Annotated in this window: 19 protein-coding genes; 13 read left to right on the top strand and 6 right to left on the bottom strand. The window is 71.6% G+C overall.

Annotated features, from left to right (window positions below; translation table 11 throughout):
• Positions 1 to 63: 63 nt before the first annotated feature.
• Positions 64 to 1,725 (bottom strand): GGDEF domain-containing protein, encoded by a 1,662-nt coding sequence (locus OG570_RS44365; RefSeq protein ID WP_326954662.1) that lies wholly within the window; start codon positions 1,723 to 1,725, stop codon positions 64 to 66.
• Between the two features lie 137 nt (positions 1,726 to 1,862).
• Here OG570_RS44365 and OG570_RS44360 point away from each other — a divergent pair, with 137 nt between their 5' ends.
• Together OG570_RS44360 and OG570_RS44355 are read left to right on the top strand one after the other, a co-directional pair.
• Positions 1,863 to 2,219: an ArsR/SmtB family transcription factor gene (locus OG570_RS44360; protein ID WP_326954661.1), complete on the top strand. Its 357-nt coding sequence runs from the start codon at positions 1,863 to 1,865 to the stop codon at positions 2,217 to 2,219.
• Positions 2,216 to 2,851 (top strand): SRPBCC family protein, encoded by a 636-nt coding sequence (locus tag OG570_RS44355; RefSeq protein ID WP_326954660.1) that lies wholly within the window; start codon positions 2,216 to 2,218, stop codon positions 2,849 to 2,851. The genes OG570_RS44360 and OG570_RS44355 overlap by 4 nt, the downstream gene beginning before the upstream one ends.
• Positions 2,852 to 3,050: 199 nt before the next feature.
• Here the strand turns inward: OG570_RS44355 and OG570_RS44350 are convergent, their stop codons facing one another.
• On the bottom strand, positions 3,051 to 3,425 hold the full coding sequence (locus OG570_RS44350) for a PASTA domain-containing protein (RefSeq protein WP_326954659.1): 375 nt from the start codon (positions 3,423 to 3,425) through the stop codon (positions 3,051 to 3,053).
• Between the two features lie 101 nt (positions 3,426 to 3,526).
• Between OG570_RS44350 and OG570_RS44345 the strand changes: the two genes are divergently transcribed.
• The 5 genes from OG570_RS44345 to OG570_RS44325 all read left to right on the top strand — a co-directional run bounded on the left by OG570_RS44345 (position 3,527) and on the right by OG570_RS44325 (position 11,182).
• Entirely contained in the window at positions 3,527 to 5,095 is a 1,569-nt protein-coding gene (locus OG570_RS44345; RefSeq protein ID WP_326947911.1) for a deoxyguanosinetriphosphate triphosphohydrolase family protein, read from the top strand.
• Between the two features lie 306 nt (positions 5,096 to 5,401).
• Positions 5,402 to 8,281, top strand: coding sequence for a S8 family serine peptidase (locus OG570_RS44340; protein WP_326954658.1), 2,880 nt, complete (start codon positions 5,402 to 5,404; stop codon positions 8,279 to 8,281).
• An 87-nt stretch (positions 8,282 to 8,368) separates the two neighbouring features.
• Positions 8,369 to 9,019, top strand: coding sequence for an acVLRF1 family peptidyl-tRNA hydrolase (locus OG570_RS44335; protein ID WP_326947913.1), 651 nt, complete (start codon positions 8,369 to 8,371; stop codon positions 9,017 to 9,019).
• Between the two features lie 147 nt (positions 9,020 to 9,166).
• Positions 9,167 to 10,795 carry an ABC-F family ATP-binding cassette domain-containing protein gene (locus OG570_RS44330; RefSeq protein ID WP_247049237.1) on the top strand — a complete coding sequence of 543 codons (1,629 nt, stop codon included), beginning with the start codon at positions 9,167 to 9,169 and terminating at the stop codon, positions 10,793 to 10,795.
• A 177-nt stretch (positions 10,796 to 10,972) separates the two neighbouring features.
• Positions 10,973 to 11,182 carry a helix-turn-helix domain-containing protein gene (locus tag OG570_RS44325; protein WP_005437638.1) on the top strand — a complete coding sequence of 70 codons (210 nt, stop codon included), beginning with the start codon at positions 10,973 to 10,975 and terminating at the stop codon, positions 11,180 to 11,182.
• Here the strand turns inward: OG570_RS44325 and OG570_RS44320 are convergent.
• Positions 11,169 to 12,494 (bottom strand): glycosyltransferase 87 family protein, encoded by a 1,326-nt coding sequence (locus OG570_RS44320; protein ID WP_326960327.1) that lies wholly within the window; start codon positions 12,492 to 12,494, stop codon positions 11,169 to 11,171. The genes OG570_RS44325 and OG570_RS44320 overlap by 14 nt on opposite strands.
• Positions 12,495 to 12,569: 75 nt before the next feature.
• Complete coding sequence (locus OG570_RS44315; protein ID WP_326954657.1) at positions 12,570 to 13,421, bottom strand: LLM class flavin-dependent oxidoreductase; 852 nt, start codon at positions 13,419 to 13,421, stop codon at positions 12,570 to 12,572.
• 72 nt (positions 13,422 to 13,493) lie between these two features.
• Between OG570_RS44315 and OG570_RS44310 the strand changes: the two genes are divergently transcribed.
• Both OG570_RS44310 and OG570_RS44305 read left to right on the top strand, forming a co-directional pair.
• Positions 13,494 to 13,937 (top strand): MarR family winged helix-turn-helix transcriptional regulator, encoded by a 444-nt coding sequence (locus OG570_RS44310; RefSeq protein WP_326954656.1) that lies wholly within the window; start codon positions 13,494 to 13,496, stop codon positions 13,935 to 13,937.
• A 97-nt stretch (positions 13,938 to 14,034) separates the two neighbouring features.
• Positions 14,035 to 15,906, top strand: coding sequence for an ABC transporter ATP-binding protein (locus OG570_RS44305; protein WP_326947916.1), 1,872 nt, complete (start codon positions 14,035 to 14,037; stop codon positions 15,904 to 15,906).
• Positions 15,907 to 16,046: 140 nt separating this feature from the next.
• Here OG570_RS44305 and OG570_RS44300 read toward each other — a convergent pair whose 3' ends face one another.
• Complete coding sequence (locus OG570_RS44300) at positions 16,047 to 16,775, bottom strand: SIS domain-containing protein (protein ID WP_247049241.1); 729 nt, start codon at positions 16,773 to 16,775, stop codon at positions 16,047 to 16,049.
• Positions 16,776 to 16,905: 130 nt separating this feature from the next.
• On the opposite strand from OG570_RS44300, the gene OG570_RS44295 reads away from it, so the two are divergent.
• From OG570_RS44295 to OG570_RS44280, 4 genes are all read left to right on the top strand, one after another.
• Positions 16,906 to 17,601 (top strand): alpha/beta hydrolase, encoded by a 696-nt coding sequence (locus OG570_RS44295; RefSeq protein WP_326954655.1) that lies wholly within the window; start codon positions 16,906 to 16,908, stop codon positions 17,599 to 17,601.
• A gap of 95 nt (positions 17,602 to 17,696) precedes the next feature.
• Positions 17,697 to 18,950, top strand: coding sequence for an SAM-dependent methyltransferase (locus tag OG570_RS44290; RefSeq protein ID WP_247049243.1), 1,254 nt, complete (start codon positions 17,697 to 17,699; stop codon positions 18,948 to 18,950).
• A gap of 104 nt (positions 18,951 to 19,054) precedes the next feature.
• Positions 19,055 to 20,260 carry an LCP family protein gene (locus tag OG570_RS44285; RefSeq protein WP_326954654.1) on the top strand — a complete coding sequence of 402 codons (1,206 nt, stop codon included), beginning with the start codon at positions 19,055 to 19,057 and terminating at the stop codon, positions 20,258 to 20,260.
• A 41-nt stretch (positions 20,261 to 20,301) separates the two neighbouring features.
• Positions 20,302 to 20,829: a GNAT family N-acetyltransferase gene (locus tag OG570_RS44280; protein ID WP_326954653.1), complete on the top strand. Its 528-nt coding sequence runs from the start codon at positions 20,302 to 20,304 to the stop codon at positions 20,827 to 20,829.
• Here the strand turns inward: OG570_RS44280 and OG570_RS44275 are convergent.
• Positions 20,826 to 21,287 (bottom strand): peroxiredoxin, encoded by a 462-nt coding sequence (locus OG570_RS44275; RefSeq protein WP_326947922.1) that lies wholly within the window; start codon positions 21,285 to 21,287, stop codon positions 20,826 to 20,828. The genes OG570_RS44280 and OG570_RS44275 overlap by 4 nt on opposite strands.
• Between the last annotated feature and the right edge of the window lie 35 nt (positions 21,288 to 21,322).

Below are 21,322 nucleotides of genomic sequence, written 5' to 3'. Positions count from 1 at the left end.
GGTCGTGAGTGGCAATGAGTGTTCTAACCCGCATTGCCACTCACGACCAGCCGCGGCAGGGGGCTAACCGGCGGCGGCCTGCAGTCCTCGGGTCCCGATGCCGCGCAGCACTTCCACGCGCTCCGCGCCCGGGCGGCTCAGCACCCAGCTTGACCCGGGCACCGACTTCGCGCGCTTCTTCAGCGGCGCCAGCAGCCGCGAAACCTCCTGGTACGAACGGATCGTGCCGCTTCCGCAGACCAGCGTCGCCAGCGAGACCGTCACCGGGAGGCCGTCCGCCGACCAACGGCGGTCCAGCAGTGCTCCCGCCACCGTGGCGATCTCGTCGACGTCGCAGACCACCAGGAAGTCGTCGCCGCCGACGTGGCTGACCCGCATCCGGCGCAGGCCGCCCGCCTGTGCGGTGAGCGCCGCGCCCAGTTCGCGGATCAGGTCGTCGCCCGCGGCGAAACCCGCCGTGTCGTTGACCGTCTTGAACGCGTCGATGTCCAGCCACGCGGCCACGAACGCCTCGCCGATCGTGATGCGGCGGGCGACGTCGCGGGCCACCGTGTCGCTGCCCGGCAGCCGGGTCAGCGGGTTCAGCGCCGCCGCGGCCTCGACCTTCGCCTCGGCCACGCCGCGGACCACCTCGGTCACCAGCACCACGCCGAGGCAGCGGCCGGTGTCGTCGACCACCACGACGTCGTCGCCGGTGCGGCCCCAGTCGGCGTCGGTGACCAGCTCGAGGAACTCCATCGCCCCGGCGCGCGCTTCGATCGTGTGCGGAGCGTCCGCCAGCCGCGCCGCCGGGCGCTTCGCGTGCAGCGCGTGGCCGTACGGCCCGGTGACGGCGACCAGGAACCGCGTCCGGTCGACCGACCAGCGGGGCCGGTTCAGCTCGTCGACGCCGATGACGCCCGACGGCGCGTCCGCGGCCGCGAGCACCTCGCGGACCTCGTCGCACGTCGCGGTTTCCGGCAGCGTCGTGGCCGGGCGGAGGAAGTCGCCGACGCACTGGGCGGGCCCGGGGGCGGCGACGGCGGGCGCCCGGGTGAGCAACGCCGGCGCCGGGCCGGCCGCCGTCGGCGGGGCGAGCAGGTTGCCCTGGGCGATCCGGATGCCGAGGCCGCGGACCGCGTCGAGCTGGGCGTCGGTCTCCAGGCCGGTCGCGACCAGCCGGGTGCCGGTGCGGGTGGTGTAGTGCAGCATCGCCTCGGCGACGGCGACCGACGCCGGGTCGTCCGGCAGCCCGCGCAGCACCGTGCGGTCCAGCTTGACCAGGTCGACCGGCGCCTCGACGAGCAGGCTCAGCGGCAGGTCGCCGCGGCCGAGGCCGTCGAGCGCGAGCCGGAAGCCGAGGTCGGCCAGCGCCCGCATCCCGCTCAGCGCACGGTCGGCCGGCAGCGGGGAGAACGGCGGCCCGAGCTCGAGGACGACGTCGCGGGTGCGGCGCCCGGCGTCGCCGAGCTCGGCCAGGAGGTCGTCGAACATCGCCGGCGGCGCGCCGAGCGTGCGGGCGGAGAGGTTCAGGTGCAGCGGGAGCGACGTCTCGTCCTGCCGGACGGCGGCGATCGCGAGGCCGAGGTCCACCTCGGCGAGCCGGCCCTCGCGGCGCGCCTGCGTCAGCAGCTCCGCGACGGTGCCGTGGGCCGGCCTGGCCAGCGCTTCGTGAGCCACGACGCCCCCGGTGTGGAGGCTGTACAGCGGCTGGAAAGCGAAGCGGACCGCGCGTGGCGACTTCACGCTCCCGATGCTTACCGGTCGCGCGCCGAAACGAAACCCATGTCAGCTGATGTTCATCGCAGCGGCACCCGGGTTACGCACATCGGGTTACTGGATCACGCTTGACTTATATAAGTGGCCACTTGTAGCTTGGCCGGGTGCACGCGTTCGACGTCCTCGGCGACCCGGTCCGCCGCCGCATCCTGGAGCTGCTGGCCGACGGCGAGCGGGCCGCCGGCGCGGTCACCGAGGTGATCCGGGCCGAGTTCGGCATCTCGCAGCCCGCGGTGTCCCAGCACCTGAAAGTGCTGCGGGACAACGGCTTCGCGCTCGTCCGCCAGGAGGGCACGCGCCGGCTGTACGCGGTCGGGCACGAGCCGCTGCGCGACGTCGACGTCTGGCTCGACCGGTTCCGCCGGTCCTGGACCCCGCACCTCGACGCCCTGGCCACCGAAATCGCCCGCGGCAAGCGCGCCCGGCGCCTCCGCGAAGAAGAAGAAGGAGACTCTCCGTGATCGACTCCAGCCACCAGATCAGCGCCGTCCGCCGGACGCTCGGCGACCGGGTGATCGACGCGAAGGACGCCCGCGTCCTGACCATCAGCCAGGTCTACGACACCGACGTCGACGACCTGTGGGACGCCTGCACGAACGCCGAGCGCATCCCGCGCTGGTTCCTGCCGGTCAGCGGCGAGCTGAAGCTCGGCGGGCACTACCAGCTGGAGGGCAACGCGGGCGGCACGGTCGAGCGCTGCGAGCCGCCGCACAGCTTCGCCGCGACGTGGGAGTTCGGCGACACCGTCAGCTGGATCGAGGTCCGGCTGACGCCGGAAGGCGCGGGCACGTGGTTCGAGCTGGAGCACGTCGCGCACGTCGACGACCGCTGGGACGAGTTCGGCCCGGGCGCGGTCGGCATCGGCTGGGACGGGATGCTGGTCGGCATGGTCCTGCACCTGGCCGACCCGGGCCAGGCCGTCGACCCGGAAGCGGCGATGGCCTGGATGATGTCGCCGTCGGGCGTCGAGTTCATGACGGCGTCGAGCGAAGCCTGGTACCAGGCCGACGTCGCGGCGGGCGCCGACCCGGTCAACGCCCGCGCGGCCGCCGACCGCACCCTGGCGGCGTACACGACCCCGCCGGAGGCCTGACCGACGCCGTGTCGTCCCCGCAATCACACGTGATGCCCCTTCAATCACACGTGATGCCTCCCCGATCACGGGTGGGCCCCTTTCGGGCATGGGCGGCGCGGGGCATTTCGCGTGATCCAGCGGGCATCTCGCGTGATCAGAGAGGCATCACCCGTGATTGGAGGGTCGACTCGCGTGATTGCGGGGTCGACACGGCGGGTCAGCGCTCCGCGGTCTTGACCGCCGTCAAGGTGATCACCGCGTCCGGCTGGACCTCGGTGCCCGGGGCCGGGTCCTGGCCCGTCTGGATCCAGTTGCGGTCGATCAGCAGCGCGCGGCCCTGGCCGGTGCCGTCGACCTCGCGCAGGTTGTAGAGGCCGGCTTTCTGCATCGCGTTCTGGGCGTCCTGGTGGTTCATGCCGGAGACGTCCGGGACCTTGATCAACGCGGCCGACGTCGGTGCCGCCGACGTCGGCTCGGCGGCAGCGGAGGTGGATGTAGCGGACGTGGTGGTCGCTCCGGGGCCGGCGCCGCAGGCGGCGAGCCCGGCGCTCAGCACCACGGCGGCGGCGGCGACGCGGATCGGACTGATCATGGCAGCTCCTCGGTGGGCGGATACCCCGTCAGTCGGCCCGTGAACACGCGGTGTTGCCCATCGATCGGGTGATTCCGGGGGCGCCGGATAAGGTCGGGCGTATGGATCACGGCACCGAAACGGACCCCCGGGCGGCTCGACGGGACCCGGTGGCCAACGCCGGCGGGTTCACCGACCTGGCGAGCAGCCCGTTCCGGATCGACCGCGACCGGATCGCCGCGTCGCCGTTCTTCGCGCGGCTCGGCGGCGTGACGCAGGTGGTCAGCGCCGGCGGGGCCGGGCTGCTGCACAACCGGCTCACCCACAGCCTGAAGGTCGCGCAGGTCGCGCGGGCCATCGCCGAGCGGATCACCGCCGGGCCCGAAGCCGATCTCGCCGCGAAGCTGGGCGGCTGCGACCCGGACGTCGCCGAGGCCGCCGCGCTCGCGCACGACCTCGGGCACCCGCCGTTCGGGCACCTCGGCGAGCAGACGCTCGACCGCATCGCGCGGCACCGCTTCGGCCTCGCCGACGGCTTCGAGGGCAACGCGCAGTCGTTCCGCATCATCACCACGACCGACGTGCGCGGGCCGTCGGCGATCGGGCTGGACCTCACCACCGCCGTGCGCGCCGCGGTCCTCAAGTACCCGTGGCTGCGGCTGCACCACCCCGCGCCGCACCCGTCGGAGATGGCCGTCCCGCCGCGCGGCGCCGCCGAGCCGGACGACCACCCGGGCACCGGCGCGGCCAAGTTCTCCGCCTACGCCACCGAGCTGGACGACTTCGAGCAGGCGCGCGCGGCGTTCGCCGGCCGCGTCGAGAGCTGGCAGCAGACCGTCGAGGCGTCCGTGATGGACACCGCCGACGACATCGCCTACGCCATCCACGACCTGCAGGACTTCCACCGCATCGGCGTCCTGCAGCACGCGCCGGTCGCGGCGGAGCTGGGGGAGTGGCTGCTGCACGCCGATGAGCTGGCCGGGCTCGACGACGAGACGCTGTACGCCGAACTGCGCCGGCCGGGCCGGTCGCTGGAACGCCTGCGCCGCCGGATGCACGCCAAGGACGCGTGGATCGTCGACGACGACGCCTTCGCCGCGGCGGTCGCGCGGGTGCGCGCGGAGCTCGTCGACGGGCTGCTGGCCGGCGCCTTCGACGGCTCGACCGAGGCCGAGCAGGCGACGGCGGCGTTCTCCGCGAACTGGACCGCCCGGCTGGTCGACGGCGTGTTCGTGGTCGCGTCGCCGTCCACCCGCGCCGGCCACGTGACGCTCGCGACGGCCCAGTGGCACGAGGTCCAGGTGCTGAAGTTCGTGCACCGACGGTTCGTGCTGCTGCGCCCGGACCTCGCGCTGCACCAGCGCGGCCAGGCCGGCGTGGTCGCGAGCCTGGTCGACGCGCTCGACGCCTGGCTGCTGGACCGTGACGAGGTCTCCCGGCTGCCCCGTCGGCTGCACGACCTGGTCGAGCTGGCCCGCGCCGAGTACACGGGCCTCGCGCGCACGGCGCCGGAACTGCTGGTCGGCGCCACGGGCGAGCCGGTGACCGGCCGCGACGCGGTCCGCAACCTCGCACGCGGCCGGGCGGTGGTGGACTTCGTCGCCTCGTTGACGGACAAGCAGGCGGTGACCCTTTTGGACGCTTTGTCCGGCCGGTCGGCTCAGCCGTGGTCGGACTCGTTCGTCCTCTGACGGGTCATGTCCGATTCTTGTCCGATCGCGACGATCCCGTGCAGTGGTATCGCTTGACGCGGCTGGTCCGTTTCGTTCGTCCTGTAACGGTTGAGCGGTTCCACTGAACGGCCTACGACTTACGGTCCATTCAGGAAAATACCCATCCGATGTCACTCGAACGGCTGATGCTTACAGAGAACTCACAGTACTTAGCTTGGTTCCGTCGGTGATCACCGGCGTCGGTCAGCGTGAGTCGGGGCACGCGCCTGGAGATATCGGAGGGCGCACGTGCGTCGTACCCGTTCCACGAGATCGAGATCCACTGTGCTCACGGCCGGAGCGGCGGCGTTGCTCGCCGCGCTCGGCCTGGTGTCGCCGCCCGCCGCGGGCGCCGCCACCGCGTCCACACCGGACACCTTCACCGCCACCGCGCAGCAGCAGATCGCCGCGCTCCAGGCCGTCAAGGCCGGGAAGACCGGGGCTGAGTCCAAAGTAGACAGCAAGCTGCTCGTCGCCGAAAAGGGCGTCGGGAAGCAGCTGAACGCGCTGCAGTCCGGAGCCGCTGTCTCGACGACCGGGACGGTGCTGGTCGACATCCGCGCGACCAAGGTCTCCCCGGACCTCATCTCCGGGCTCACCAAGGCCGGGGCCGGCATCCGCGCGGTGTCCGACCGGTACGGCAGCATCCGGGCCGAGGTGCCGCTGGCCGCCGTCAGCGCGATCGCCGCCCGCGGCGACGTCAAGCGCGTCGAGCAGGCCGACCAGGCCCTGACCGCCCGCGAACTGGCCACCCCCGCGACGACGCCGGGCAAGGCCGCCGAGACCAAGCAGCAGAAGGCCGCCCGCATCTCGGGTGAGCTGCAGAAGGCCCTGACGAGCAAGACCCAGCAGCGCAGCGCCGCCGCGGCCGCCACGCTGACCAGCCAGGGCGACCGCGCGCACAACGCCGACATCGCCCGCCAGCAGTTCGGCGTCACCGGCGTCGGCGTCAAGGCGTGCGCCCTGTCGGACGGCGTCGACTCGCTGGCCACCTCGCAGGCCAAGGGTGAGCTGCCGCCGAACGTCGACGTCATCGCCGGGCAGGAGGGCGACGGCGACGAGGGCACCGCGATGCTCGAGATCATCCACGACCTCGCGCCCAACGCCGCGCTCGGCTTCGCGTCGGCGTTCAACTCCGACGCCAGCTTCGCGGACAACATCCGCAAGCTCCGCTTCGAGTCGCACTGCGACGTCATCGTCGACGACGTCATCTACTTCAAGGAAAGCCCGTTCCAGGACTGGATCATCGCCCAGGCCGTGAACGACGTGACGGCGAACGGCGCGTTGTACTTCTCCTCGGCGGGCAACGAGGGCAACGTCCTCGACGGCACCGCCGGGCACTGGGAAGGCGACTTCGTCGACTCGGGCAAGTCGGTCGGCAAGTTCGCCGGTGTCGCGCACAACTTCGCCGGCGCGGCGGGCAACCAGATCTACGAGCCCCTCTCCGACGCGTCCTCGGCCGGCGTCCCGGTGACGCTGCACTGGTCGGACCCGCTCGGCGCCTCGGCGAACGACTACGACCTCTACCTGCTGAACTCGGCGGGCGCGGTCGTGGACTTCAGCCAGGACGTCCAGGACGGCACCCAGGACCCGTTCGAGATCCTGCAGACGCCGGCGTTCGGCGGCACGGGCCTGCGCCTGGCCGTCGTGAAGTTCTCCGGTGAAGGCCGTTACCTGTCGCTGTCCGCGCTGCGCGGGCGGTTCAAGGACTCGGCGGACGGCCTCAAGGCCTACAACACCCCGGGCGTGACGGTCGGCCACTCGGCCGCGCGCGACGCCTTCAGCGTGGCCGCCACCCCGGCGGCCGCGGCGTTCGGCCGGCCCCTCGAGCCGGGTGACCCGGCCAACCCGACCGGTCCGTTCCCGGGCTCGTTCAGCAGCACCTCCAAGGCCGAGCGGTTCAGCTCCGACGGCCCGCGGCGCGTGTTCTACGAGGCCGACGGCACCCCGATCACCCCGGGCAACGTCTCCTCGACCGGTGGTGAGGTCCGGAACAAGCCGGAGATCACCGCGGCCGACGGCGTCCAGACCAGCGTGACCGGCTTCAGCCCGTTCTTCGGCACGTCGGCCGCCGCGCCGCACGCCGGGGCCATCGCGGCGCTGGTGCTCTCGGGCAACCCCGGCCTGCCGCCGTCGGAGGTCCGTGAAGCGCTGATCAACACCGCCGTCGACATCGAGACCCCGGGCCGCGACAACGTCACCGGCTCGGGCGTCATCCTCGCCGACAAGGTGCTCGCCTACACCGGCGCCAGCCCGCAGCCGCTCGCCGTGGCCAAGCAGCCGACGGTCACCCCGGCCGACGGCGGCTCGTCGCTCGACCCGGGCGACACCGCCAAGGTGACCCTGCCGGTGACCAACGACGGTGACGGCGCCGCCGTCTCCACCAGCGTCGTGCTCACCAGCCCGACCCCGGGCGTCACCGTGGCGCCGCGCTCGAAGTCCTACGGCACCATCAGCCCGGGACAGACCGGCGTCAACGACTTCACCATCACCGTCCCGGCGAGCCAGCAGCTCGGCGTGCCGGTCGTGCTGAACGCCAAGGTCAGCTTCGCCGGTGCGCACTCGCCCACCACGACGACGTTCTCGCTCCCGGTCGGCACCCCGTCGCCGGTCGCGCAGGACTTCGCCTACACCGGCGCGCCGGTCGCGATCCCGGACAACAGCCCGGTCGGCGCTTCGGTGACCATCCCGGTCACCGGGGTCGGCCGCGCCGCGAAGGTGTCGTTCTCCGTGGACGGCACCACCTGCAGCACCGACCCGCTCTCGACGGCGGTCGGCCTGAACCACTCCTACGTCGGTGACCTGGTCGGCTCGCTGACCTCGCCGTCCGGGGCCAAGGCCACGGTGTTCCAGCGCAACGGCGGTTCGGGCAAGAACCTGTGCAAGGTCGTGTTCGCCGACGACGCGGCGGTCGCGTTCAGCACGGTGACGTCGGCCAACGCGCCGTTCACCGGCTCGTACAAGCCGGCCAACGCCCTCGGCAGCCTGGCCGGGGCCGTCGTCGACGGCACCTGGACGTTCGGGGTGGTCGACGCGGCCGGCGGCGACGTCGGCTCGATCCGCTCGGTCGCCCTGCACATCAACGGGTTCGTCCAGCCGGCGGCCGCCGGCCGGCCGTCGAACGTGCACGGCGCGACGAACAACGGGCCGGTGCACCCGCAGTAAGTTCGCACTAAAGCCGTGAAGGCCTCCTTACCGGCCATAAGAGCCGGTAAGGAGGCCTTCACGGCTTTTGCCGTAGCGTGCGGTGTTGTGGCGAAGGCACGGGAGGTCGCGGGCGGCGGGCGTGCGGTGACGGTCCCGCCGGACCGGCTGGCCGGCTGGTTCACCCGGTTCGCGCAGCGGCACGGCGGCATCGTGACGACCGAAGCCACGCCCGCCGAGGTCCGGGTGGTCGCGGGCGACGGCACCACGGCGATCGCGACCGTCCCTTTCGGACTCCTCGACGCGCCGTCGCTCGAAGGCCTCGTCGCGCACGCGCTGGTGCCGCGGCGGATCGCGCTCCTGCTGGTGCGGCTCGGCAGTCACAGCGTCGGCGTTTCCTTCGACGGCCGGATCGAGGTCTCCCGCACCGGCCGCCACCTGGTGCACGGCCGGTCCGCGGCCGGCGGCTGGTCGCAGCAGCGCTTCGCCCGGCGTCGTGAAGGCCAGGCCCGTCACGCACTGCAGGCGGCCGCGCAGGACGCGGCCGAGGTGCTCGTCCCGCGACTGTCCGAAGTGGACGCCGTCGTGCTCGGCGGCGACCGGCGGGCCCTCGACGAGCTGCGCGAGGACCGCCGTCTGGCGCCGCTGTTCGCCCGCGCGGAACCGCGCGTGCTGGAACTCGGCGAACCGCGGCGCAGCGTTCTGGAGGACGCCGCCGCGCGGGCCCTGGAAGTGGAGATCACGCTGCGCGACGGGTGAGTCCGCACACGTCGAGAGAAACCCGTGGACGCCGCCCCGTACACTGGTCGCGTGGAGATCCTTCTGGAGTGAGCCGTCGCACCGGTCAGACCTGGCCGGTCCGCTTGACGCTGCCCTCCAATCACCCCCTTTTACCGGGAGTTTCCCTTGATCACGGCCACCGGCCTTGAGCTGCGCGCGGGTTCGCGCATCCTGCTCGACGGCGTCAGCATCCGCATCCAGCCCGGCGACCGCATCGGCCTCGTCGGCCGCAACGGCGCGGGCAAGACCACCTCGCTGAAGGTCCTCGCCGGCGAAGGCGAGGCGCACGCCGGCGAGGTCCGCCGCACCGGCGAGCTCGGCTACCTGCCGCAGGACCCGCGCGAAGGCGACCTGTCGGTCACCGCGAAGGACCGCGTGCTGTCGGCGCGCGGCCTCGACAAGCTGATGCGCGACATGGAAAAGGCGCAGACCGCAATGGCGGAGCTGGTCGACGACGCCCAGCGCGACAAGGCGATCAACCGCTACGCCCGGCTCGAGGAGCGGTTCTCCTCGCAGGGCGGGTACGCCGCCGAGAGCGAGGCCGCGCGCATCTGCTCGAACCTCGGCCTCGCCGACCGGGTGCTCTCCCAGACGCTGGGGACGCTCTCGGGTGGGCAGCGCCGCCGCGTCGAGCTGGCGCGGATCCTGTTCGCCGCGGCCGAAGCGGGCGCCGGCGGCAAGTCCGAGACGATCCTGCTGCTCGACGAGCCGACCAACCACCTCGACGCCGACTCGATCACCTGGCTGCGCACCTTCCTCAAGCAGCACGACGGCGGTCTGGTCGTGATCAGCCACGACGTCGAGCTGCTGGCCGACGTCGTCAACAAGGTGTGGTTCCTCGACGCCACCCGCAGCGAGCTCGACCTGTACAACATGGGCTGGCAGCGGTACCTCGACGCGCGCGCCACCGACGAGAAGCGCCGCCGCCGCGAGCGCGCCAACGCCGAGAAGAAGGCGTCGGCGTTGCAGCAGCAGGCCGCGAAGCTCGGCGCGAAGGCGACGAAGGCCGTGGCGGCCAAGAACATGGCTCGCCGCGCGGAGCAGATGCTGTCCGCACTGGACGAGACCCGGCACGCCGACAAGGTCGCCCGGATCAAGTTCCCGGAACCCGCGCCCTGCGGCCGCACGCCGCTCACCGCGGAGGGGCTGTCGAAGTCCTACGGCTCGCTCGAAATCTTCACCGGCGTCGACCTCGCCGTCGACCGCGGGTCCAAGGTGGTCGTGCTCGGGCTGAACGGTGCCGGAAAGACCACTTTGCTCCGGCTCCTCGGCGGAATGGAAACTCCGGATACCGGTGGGGTCGTCCCGGGTCACGGAATGCGTTTGGGCTATTACGCACAGGAACACGAAACTCTTGATCATGATGCGTCGGTGTGGGAAAACATCCGACATCTCGCTCCGGACACCGGCGCGCAGGAGTTGCGGAACCTGCTCGGTTCGTTCCTCTTCACCGGCGAACAACTCGACCAGGCCGCCGGCACCCTTTCCGGCGGCGAGAAGACCCGGCTCGCCCTGGCCGGCCTGGTCTCCAGCGCTGCCAACGTGTTGCTGCTCGACGAGCCCACGAACAACCTCGACCCGGCCAGCCGCGCCCAGGTCCTGGACGCTTTGCGCAGTTTCTCCGGCGCCGTGATCCTGGTGACGCACGACCCGGGCGCGGTCGAGGCCCTGGAGCCGGAGCGGGTCATCCTGCTGCCCGACGGCACCGAGGACCATTGGTCGGCCGACTATCTGGAACTTGTCCAGCTTGCGTGAGCCGTGCGTCCATTCGGGTGCAAGATCACTGCCGGTGAGGCACTGGAATGGCCCAATGTGATCGCAGTTTCGGTCGTTTTACGGCTGTCGTCTGGCATTCCGGCGCTCAGTGTTCGATCATTGCCCCGGCAGGGGCCGATTGTGGCCCAGAACACTCTCGGCGGGAAGGCGATCGACGTGGCTGATCTCAAGAAAGGCGCGCGGATCACCGGCAACACGCGCGACAAGCTGGCCGCTGACCTCAAGAAGAAATACGAGAAGGGCGCGAGCATCCGGGCGCTCGCGGAGTCCACGGGCCGGTCCTACGGGTTCGTCCACCGGGTGCTCTCGGAGTCCGGGGTCCAGCTGCGGGGGCGCGGTGGGGCCACCAGGGTCAAGAAGAAGTAGGCGAGGACTGCTGCGCGGGGGGCGCAGTGGGAACTGCCGCAGCAGGCTCCTCGGCCACGCGGAACGCCAGGTACGCCCCGAGCAGGATCAGGGGGTACACCAGGTAGCCGTAGCGGGTGGCCGGGGTCAGCAGGATCAACGCGCCGAGTCCGACGGCGATGCGCAGGAGTGCGCCGGAGCCGTTCGCGGGGGGCCGGCGCACCAGCCAGACCAGCATCGCCACGGCCGCGGCGCCGACCAGCACGAAGGCCGCCACCTGGCCGATCGCCCCGGTTTCGGCGATCAGGTGGCCCGGCAACGGGCTCGCCGCGGGTGACCGCACGACACCCATCCCGAGCGGGAACCGGAAGACGTGCTCCACGAACGCCGCCGGGTCCACCAGGTACACCGGCAGGTGCAGCACGGCCGTCGTGGCCACCAGCGCGGTGGCGAACCGCGCGAGCGCGGGCCAGTCGAGGCGTTTCTTCCCGCGTACCAGCACGAACACGGCCAGGACCGCGGCCGCGGGTGCGACGATCAGCTTCGCGCTGACGACCAGCGCGAGCATGACTCCCGACCAGGCGCCCCGGCCGGTGGCGGCGAGTGCGCACGCGAGCACCAGGAGTCCGACGATCGCCAGGTCCGGGCCGGCGACGGCCCAGGTGAGCGCGGTCAGCGGGCAGGCCAGCGCGAGCTGCGCGGCTCCGACCGGGACTCTCGGCCACTTCAGCAGTTTCAGCGTGCCCAGCACGCACGCGCAGGCCGCGAGGGCGAACATCCAGCGGGCGTCGGTGAGCGCGTCGGTCAGCGGCGTGCCGCCGAACAGTGCCCGCGGCAGGCCGAAGACCGTCATCACCGGACCGTAAGGCGTGTAATCGTTTACCACGGGCGGGCGGCCGAGCGCGGTGACGTCGACGTACGGGGTTCCGTGGTGCAGCAGCAGATCCGCGGACCGCTCGATCACCCAGACCTCGGGCTGGGCGGCCCACGAGATCGGCGTGATCAGCCAGTCCACTCCGGTCAGTCGGCGAATCACGAGGACTGCTAACGGAAGGATCATTGCCAACAGGGCGACCGCGGCGATCCCGCACCAGCGGGAACCGAGTACGCCGCGCGGCGTACGGCCCGTGCGTGCGGACAGCAGCAGCCAGCCGCTGTGCAGGGCGCCGAAGCCGTACGCGGCCGTCGCGAAGTTGCCCCAGACCCGGTAGCCGTAGAACTCGGAGACGAGCGCGGTCGGCAGCGCGAAAGCCAGACAGGCCAGGTAGAAGCCCAGATCCCACTTCAGCGGGCCGGGACCGGGGGAGTGGGCCGGTGCCGTGAAGAACCGCACGACGCGCCCCTGCCGGGGCGCCAGGCCCGCCTCCGTTTCCACCTGGTCAGGCTACCGAGGGGCCCGCGGCCCGGTTCAGCCGAGGTCGCGCAGGCGGGGAAGCAGTTTCGCGGCCGCTTCGGACGCGCGGACGACGTCGTCGTGGCCCGTCGGCATCAGGACGAGTTCGGTGAACCCGGCCGCGACGTAGCTCTGCGCGAGCCGCAGCGCACTGTCCGCATCGGACGGCAGCCGGAACTGCACGGCCCGGCGGATTTCCGCCGGATCACGGCCGACATCCGCGCAATGGCGGTCGAGTACCGACGAAAGCCGTTGCAGTTCGACGATTTCGGTGCCGGGAAGTGCCGCGTTGAGCCAGACGTCGGCGTGTTCGGCGACGACGCGCAGGCCGCGCTTTTCGCCGCTGCTGCCCAGCCACAGCGGCGGACGCGGTTGCACCGGTTTCGGATCGCTGAGCGCGCCGGCAAGGGTGTAGTGCTTCCCGGCGAAGTCGGTCGCCGGGCGCGTCCACAACAGACGGAGGATTTCGCAGGCTTCGGCGAGCCGTTCGACGCGTTCGAGCGCCGGCGGCGTCGGGGTGCCCATCATCGTGTCGGTCAGGACGTCGCCGCCCGCGCCGAGGCCGACGTCGAGCCGGCCGCCGGAGAGGTGGTCGACGGTCGTGGCGAGCTTCGCGAACGTGCCCGGGTGCCGGTTGGTGTTGCCGGAGACCAGGCAGCCGATCCGCACGCGCTTCGTCGCCTCGGCCATCGCGGCCAGCAGGGTCCAGCCGTCGAAGATGTCGCCGGTGCGGTCCGGGCCCATCGGGGCGAGGTGGTCGAACACCCAGCAGCCGTCGAACCCGCCGTCGTCGGCGATCGCCCAGATCTCGCGCAGCGCGGTGACGCCGATGTGCTGCTGGGGTGGCTTGAGGCCCACGGTGGTCATGAGGTTCTCCTGATTATCAGTGTTGCAAATCATCAGTAAGACTGACGATCAGCGTAGGGGTAAGGTTCTCGCATGTCCAGCGACCTCGAGACCGGGCCGCCGGCCGCCGTCGGCCGGCGACTCGGCTACCTGCTGAAACACGCCCAGCAGCGGCTGGCCGAGCTGGCCGAGCCGCTGTACGGGCCGCTCGGGATCACCGGGCGGCAGCTGGCGCTGCTCGCGTTGTTCGGCGAGGGGCCGGCGCAGTCGCAGCAGGACGGCGCGGCGCGGCTCGGGATCGACCGGACGACGATGGTCCAGCTCGTCGACGAGCTGGAGGCGAACGGCCTGGTCCGGCGCGAGGTCGCGCCCGGTGACCGGCGCAAGCGCCTCGTCCGGTTGACTGACGAGGGCGAGCGGGTGCGACGGGCGGGCGAAGAGGCGACGCGCGAGGCCGAGGCGCTCCTGCTGGCCCCGCTGGGCGACGGCGCGGAGCAGTTGCGCACCGCGCTGTACCTGGTCGTTCGCGGCGAGTGAACGCGATCGGGAAGCAATCGGACGGCGACCGCGTTGTCCAGGTCATATCCGAAGAAAACCTCAGCTTTGGTAGAGGTTTTGGAACTGGGGGTCTCCCGTGGACAACACCTGGGCTCTGCTCAGCTCGGCGATGCGCGCCAACGACGTGCCGAAGGCGCTGACCCGCGGCACGTTCAAGCGCGTCGCCCGCTTCGCCCGGCCGCACTGGCGGTCGTTGCTGATCTTCCTCGTGTTCACCGTCATCTCGGCGGTGCTCGCGGTGACGACGCCGGTCCTGGCCGGCAAGGTGGTCGACGCGATCGTCGGCGGGCACGACCTGTCCGTCGTGATCTGGCTGGCGATCGTGATCGCCGGGCTCGCGATCGCCGACGCCGGCTTCGGCCTGATCGAGCGGTGGCAGTCCGCGCGCATCGGCGAGGGCATCATCTACGACCTGCGCCGCGCGGTGTTCGAGCACGTGCAGCGCATGCCGATCGCGTTCTTCACCCGCACCCGCACGGGTGCGCTGGTCTCGCGGCTCAACAACGACGTCATCGGCGCGCAGCGGACGTTCACCGCGACGCTGTCCGGCCTGGTCACCAACGTGATCCAGCTGGTGCTGTCGCTGGCCGTCATGCTCACGCTGTCCTGGCAGGTCACGCTGCTCGCGCTGGTGCTGCTGCCGATCTTCGTGCTGCCCGCGCGCCGGCTCGGCCGCCGGATGGCCGGGCTGCAGCGGGAGTCCGCGAACCTCAACGCCGGCATGACCACGCAGATGACCGAGCGGTTCTCCGCGCCGGGCGCCACGCTCGTCAAGCTCTTCGGGCACCCCGTGCAGGAGGCCGACGACTTCGGCGTGCGCGCCGGGCGGGTGCGCGACATCGGCATCCGGACCGCGATGCTGACCCGCTGGTTCATGACCAGCCTGACGCTCGTCTCGGCGCTGGCGCAGGCGCTCGTCTACGGCCTCGGCGGGTACCTCGCGCTGACCGGCCAGCTGGCGCCGGGCACCGTCGTCGCCCTGGCGCTGCTGCTGACCCGGCTCTACGCGCCGCTGACCGCGCTGGCCAACGTCCGCGTCGACGTGATGACCGCGCTGGTGTCGTTCGAGCGCGTCTTCGAGGTGCTCGACCTCGACCCGATGATCAAGGAGAAGCCGGACGCCTTGGTACTGCCGCCTTCGGAAGGCGTTTCGGTCGAGTTCTCCGACGTCCGCTTCGGCTACCCCGCCGCGGACCGGTACTCGCTGGCGTCGCTGGAAGACGTCGCCACGCTCGACCACCGCGGCGGCGAAGAGGTGCTGCACGGCATCTCGTTCCGCGCCGAGGCGGGCCAGATGGTCGCGCTGGTCGGGTCGTCGGGGGCGGGGAAGTCGACGATCGCGTCGCTGCTGCCGCGGCTCTACGACGTCGACTCGGGCTCGGTGCGGGTGTCCGATGTGGACGTCCGGGACCTGAGTTTCGCTTCGCTGCGGCAAACCGTCGGCGTCGTGACGCAGGACGGGCACCTGTTCCACGAGACGATCCGCGCCAACCTGGCCTACGCGCGCCCCGACGTCACCGACGACGAGATCTGGGAAGCGCTGGAGCGAGCCCGGCTCGGCGAGCTGGTGCACTCCCTGCCCGACGGCCTCGAAACCACGGTGGGGGAGCGCGGGTACCGGCTCTCCGGCGGTGAGCGCCAGCGGCTGACCATCGCGCGGCTGCTGCTCGCGCAGCCCAAGGTCGTCGTCCTCGACGAGGCGACCGCGCACCTGGACTCCGAGTCCGAGGCCGCGGTCGGCGAAGCACTGACGCACGCACTGGCGGGCCGCACGGCCCTGGTCATCGCGCACCGCCTCTCGACGGTCCGCGCCGCCGACCAGATCCTGGTCCTGGAGCACGGCGAGATCGTCGAGCGCGGCACGCACGACGAGCTCCTCGCCGCGAACGGCCGCTACGCGACCCTCCACGCCACCCAGTTCGCCGACCAGGAACCCGCCGTCGCGTGATCAGAGGGTCGTCACGCGTGATTGGGAAGTCATCTCGCGTGATTGGAGGGTCGACACGGTGTCAGTGCCGTGTCGACCCGCCAATCACGCGTGTCGACCTCTGAATCACGCGTGACGACCCTTCAATCACGCGGTCCCGGCTAGCGGAGCTGGGGGACCAGCTCGCTGTACTTGGCCAGCAGGGACTTGTTGGCCTCGTCGCCGCCCTCGACGTTGGAGCTGCGCCACAGCGGGACGTCGAGGCCTTCGGCCGTGCCGCGGTCGTAGACCTGGGCCAGCACGAGGTTCCACAGGAACGCGTTGACCACAGTGGACAGCGGCGCGGTGCGCGGGGCGTCCGGCGGGTAGCTCGCGTCGCCCGGGATCACCAGCGAGTCGAGCACCACGGTGCCCTGCTCGACCAGCGTGCTCGACGACCGCCGCGGCGCCGCGGCCACGCAGGCCCGCGACGTGATGGCGATGACGGCCGCGCCGCGCTCGCGCGCCCCGATGCACAGCTCGACCGGGTACGGGTTGGACCCGGACGTCGAGAACACGACCAGCACGTCGTCCGGGCCCGGCGCGCGCTCGGCGAGCACCTCCTCGGCGAGGCCGGTGCGGCGCTCGGTCGTCGTGCTGTGCACCGCGCCGTGCAGCGGCAGCAGCTCCGGGTGGTACAGCGGGTAGACGCACGCGAGCCCGCCGGCCCGGTAGAACGTCTCGGCGACGGCGGCCAGCGAGTGCCCGGCGCCGGCGGTATAGACCAGTGCGTCGGCCCGGATCACCCCCAGCACCAGATCGGCCGCGGCCCGCACTGCTTCGGCGTTGGCCTGCTCGACGTCCGCCAGCTGCTTGGCGACACTGCCCGAGATGTCCGTGGCGCTCACCACACCCACCCTTCCGTCGGTGATCGGGCGCCGAATCTACCGCGAAGATGGTGGTACGCGGTGGAATAGCCGGGTGGCGTATCCAGGTTGATCCGGATGCGGGCAGTGAGTCCCGGACAGTGGGAGGGCGTGGGTGAGCGAGGCAGAACCGGCGGTGGCGGTGTGGCCGGCGCACGGGCCGCGGACCGAAGCGGTCGTGCTCGTGCTGCACGGCGGCGCGGAGCACGGCACGGGCGGCGTCCCGCCCTGGAAGCTCGCCCACCTGCGGATGGTGCCGATCGCGCGCGCCCTGCACCGGGCCGGGCGCGAGCACGGCGTCGAGGTGCGGCTGCTGCGCAACCGCCGCTACGGCTGGAACGCACCCGCCATGGACCCGATCCAGGACGCCCGCTGGGCCCTCGACCGCATCCACGCCGACCACCCCGGCCTGCCGGTGGTGCTGGTCGGGCACTCGATGGGCGGCCGGGTGGCGCTGCGCGTGGCCGACGACCCGGCCGTGCGCGGGGTCTGCGCCCTGGCCCCGTGGACGCCGCGGGGCGAGCCCGTCGGGGCCGTCGCCGGGCGCGCGCTGCTCGTCGTGCACGGCACCCGCGACCGGATGACCAGCCCGGTCGAGTCCCACGCTTTCGCCGAACGCGCGGAGGGCGTCGCCGCCCGGGTGGCCCGGTTCGAGATCGCCAACGAGGGCCACGCGATGCTGCGCCGCTCTTCCGTCTGGACCCGGCTGGCAAGTGCTTTCACAATGGAAGTAATCGCCGGGAGCACCGACGACACACTCACGGGCGCGTGGGCCGCGCCGGGACCCGAGCGGCTCCGAATACCCGTGTGACACCACCCCGAACAGGGCATTCGACGAAGGGCGCCGCGGGGGTGCGGCAATTAGGATCGAGCACCGGCGCACCAGGCCGGCCGGAGGGAGAACCCGTGACCACCTCGAGTGTCGACCGCGCGTCGACTCAGGACGTCCCCGACGAAAACCGGTGGCCGGGGCTGGCCGCCCCGCCGCACTCCGCACTGCGCGCGCGGATAGCCGCGAGCCTGTTCCGCCGCGCGGTCCGCCCGCTCGACGTCCGGGTGACGTTCCCGGACGGGACGGTGCTGGGCAACGGCGGGCCGGAAGCGCCCGAGATGCGGATCCTGCGTCCGGAGGCCTTCTTCCACCGCCTCGGCGTCGACGCCAAGATCGGCTTCGGCGAGTCCTACATGGCGGGTGACTGGGTCGCGTCCGACCTGGCCGAGGTGCTGACGCCGTTCGCGGCGCGGATGGCCACGCTCGTGCCGCCGGTGCTGCAGAAGTTCCGGAAGATCGCCGAGCGCACCCAGCCGCCGTCCGAGGAGAACAGCCTCGAAGGCGCGCGGGCCAACATCCACCGGCACTACGACCTGTCGAACGACCTGTTCGGCACGTTCCTCGACGAGTCGATGATGTACTCCTCGGCGTTGTTCGGCCCGGCCGACGACCTCACCGCCGCCCAGCACCGCAAGATCGACAGCGTGCTGGACTACGCCGGGGTCCGCGCGGGCAGCGAAGTCCTCGAAATCGGTACCGGATGGGGTGAACTCGCGATCCGCGCCGCCGCGCGCGGCGCCACCGTCACGTCGCTCACCATCTCGGAGGAGCAGCGCGCGCTGGCCACCGAGCGCATCGTCGCGGCCGGCTTCGGCGACCGCGTCGAGGTGAAGCTGTGCGACTACCGCGAGTCGAGCGGGCAGTTCGACGCCGTGGTCAGCGTCGAGATGATCGAGGCCGTCGGCGCGTCCTACTGGCCGGCGTTCTACTCGACCATCGGCGAGCGGCTGCGCCCCGGCGGCCGGTTCGGGCTGCAGGCCATCACGATGGACCACGACCGGATGATGGCGTCGTCGCGCGCCTACACCTGGATCCACAAGTACATCTTCCCCGGCGGCATCATCCCGTCGGTGCGCTCGATCGAGGACGGCCTGGTCGAGAACACCCGGCTCAGGCTGGCCGGGATGCGCGAGTTCGGCCAGGACTACGCCCACACGCTACGGTTGTGGCGCGAACGGTTCCTGCACCGCTGGACCGACATCGCCGGGTTCGGGTTCGACGACGTCTTCCGCCGGATGTGGGAGTTCTACCTGGCCTATTCCGAGGCCGGGTTCCGCTCCGGCTACCTCAAGGTCCACCAGTTCGGTTACGAGGTGACCGACAAGTAACCTCCCGCGGCCAACCCGACCCCGGTGCCGCACGTCCTCCTTGCGAGGACGTGCGGTTGACTGACGAAGACACGTTTGTCCGAATCGGGATTGGGTGATGGGTGATGACGTACCGTGGCGATGACGGCGGCCGCCGGATGCCCCCGCCGCGGCCGCCCGCCGGCCGCTCCCGGGACCACCAGCGCGCGCAGATGATGCCGCTGCCCGGCCGGGGCCAGAGCCCCTACGACGAGCGCACCCGCCCGATGGGCACCCGCGAGCCGGAGTACATGCCGCCCCAGGGCCCGCCGCCGCGCCAGACCCCGCCGAACCGGGGTGACGACTACCCGCCGTCACGGCCGCCGCGCCGGCGTCGCCGCTGGGGCTTCGGCCGGATCCTGCTGACGCTGCTGCTGGTGTTCGTGGTGTTCTTCGCCGGCATCTGGGTCTACCTGGAGTTCTCGATCAAGCGCGTCGACGCGCTGGCCGACTACGACGGCCGCCCGGTCGCCGCGGCCGGCACCAACTGGCTGATCGTCGGCTCGGACAGCCGTGAGGGCCTCACCACGGCCGACGAGGAGAACCTCGCCACGGGTGACGTCGCGGCCGCCGGCGGCCAGCGCACCGACACGATCATGGTCGCGCACCTGCCGGACAACTCCACGAAGCCGACGCTGCTCTCCCTGCCGCGCGACTCCCAGGTGAAGATCCCGGGCCACGGCACCAACAAGATCAACGCGGCGTTCTCGCTCGGCGGGCCGAAGCTGCTCGCGCAGACCGTCGAAGGCGCCACCGGCCTGCACATCGACCACTACGCGGAGATCGGCTTCGGCGGGTTCGCGAAGATCGTCGAAGCGATCGGCGGCGTCGAGATGTGCATCGACAAGGACATGAACGACACGGTGACGGGCATCAGCATCAAGGCGGGCTGCCCCCAGACCCTCGACGGCCGCGAGGCGCTGGGCTTCGTCCGGATGCGGCACAGCGACGCGACCCCGCGGTCGGACCTCGACCGCGTCGCCAACCAGCGCAAGTTCATCGGCGCGCTGGTCAGCCAGATCGCCAGCCCGGGCACGCTGCTCAACCCGTTCGACTTCTTCCCGCTGCTGTCCGCGGCGCCGGACGCGCTGACCATGGACTCCGGCGACCACGTGCACAACCTCGCCGGCCTGGCGATCGCGATGCGCGGCATCTCCTCCGGCGGCGTGGTGACCACGACGGTCCCGGTGACCAGCGGGTCGGCGGAGAACTGGGACAAGAACAAGTCCAAGCAGCTGTTCGACGCGCTGAAGAACGACACCGAGGTACCCGACAGCGTCATCGTGAACTAAATGCCGCGCGCGGCGGGCCCCGGCCGGGGCACCATGGATCGATGGAGACCCCGGCCGAGACCTACCGCGACGGTGACCTGACGCTGACCCGCTGGCATCCCGGCGACCGCGACCTCCTGACCGCGCTCGTCAGCGGCTCCCTCGAGCAGCTGGGGCCGTGGCTGATCTGGGCGACCGGCGGTTACACGTCGGACGACTCCTCGGAGTTCCTCCGGCTGACCGCGAAGCGCTGGGAGAGCGCCGAAGCGTACGAGTACGCGATCGGCGTCGACGGCGAGGTGGCGGGCGGCGTCGGCGTGATGACGCGCGACGGCGGCGCCGAGATCGGCTACTGGCTGGCCCGGGGCTGGACCGGCCGCGGCCTGATGACCCGGAGCGTCGCGCTGCTGACGGCGGAGGCGTTCCGCCTCGGCGCCGGCTACGTCGAGATCATGCACGACGAGCTGAACGCGCGCAGCCGGGCGGTGCCCGCCCGGCTGGGGTTCACGAAGGTGCGCGAGGAACCGGCGGAGAAGCCGCTGGCGCCGGCGTGCACCGGCACGAACCACGTGTGGCGGCTCGACGCCTAGGCGACCTTGTTGCGCTCCCGCAGCACCTTCAGCGCCTGATCGGCGTGGACGGTGAAGTTCAGCTCGCTCTTGATCTTCTCGAGGATCCGGCGATCCTCGCCGATCACGAAGGTCGCGCGCTTCGCGTGCAGGGGCAGGAGCCTGCGCCACACGCCGAACTGCTTGGCGACCTCACCCTCCACATCGGACAGCAGCGGGTAGTCGAAGTCGTTGGCCGCGGAGAACTGCCGCTGCTTGGTGACGCCGTCCGGGCTGATCCCGACCCGGTGCGCGCCGACCTCGGCGAACTCCGCGGCGAGGTCGCGGAAGTGGCAGCTCTCGGCGGTGCACCCGCCGGTCATCGCGGCCGGGTAGAAGAACAGCACCACCGGTCCGGTGGCCAGGAAGTCCGAGAGCTTGCGCTCCTGACCCTGGTCGTCGGGCAGCGTGAAATCGGGGGCGAGGTCTCCGGCGTCCATGGAGGTCCCTTCTCGTCGGCGGCAGAACCCATCCT

The sequence above is a fragment of the Amycolatopsis sp. NBC_01286 genome (assembly GCF_035982555.1).
Lineage (GTDB): Bacteria > Actinomycetota > Actinomycetes > Mycobacteriales > Pseudonocardiaceae > Amycolatopsis.
This window is presented reverse-complemented; position numbering and strand designations above follow the sequence as displayed.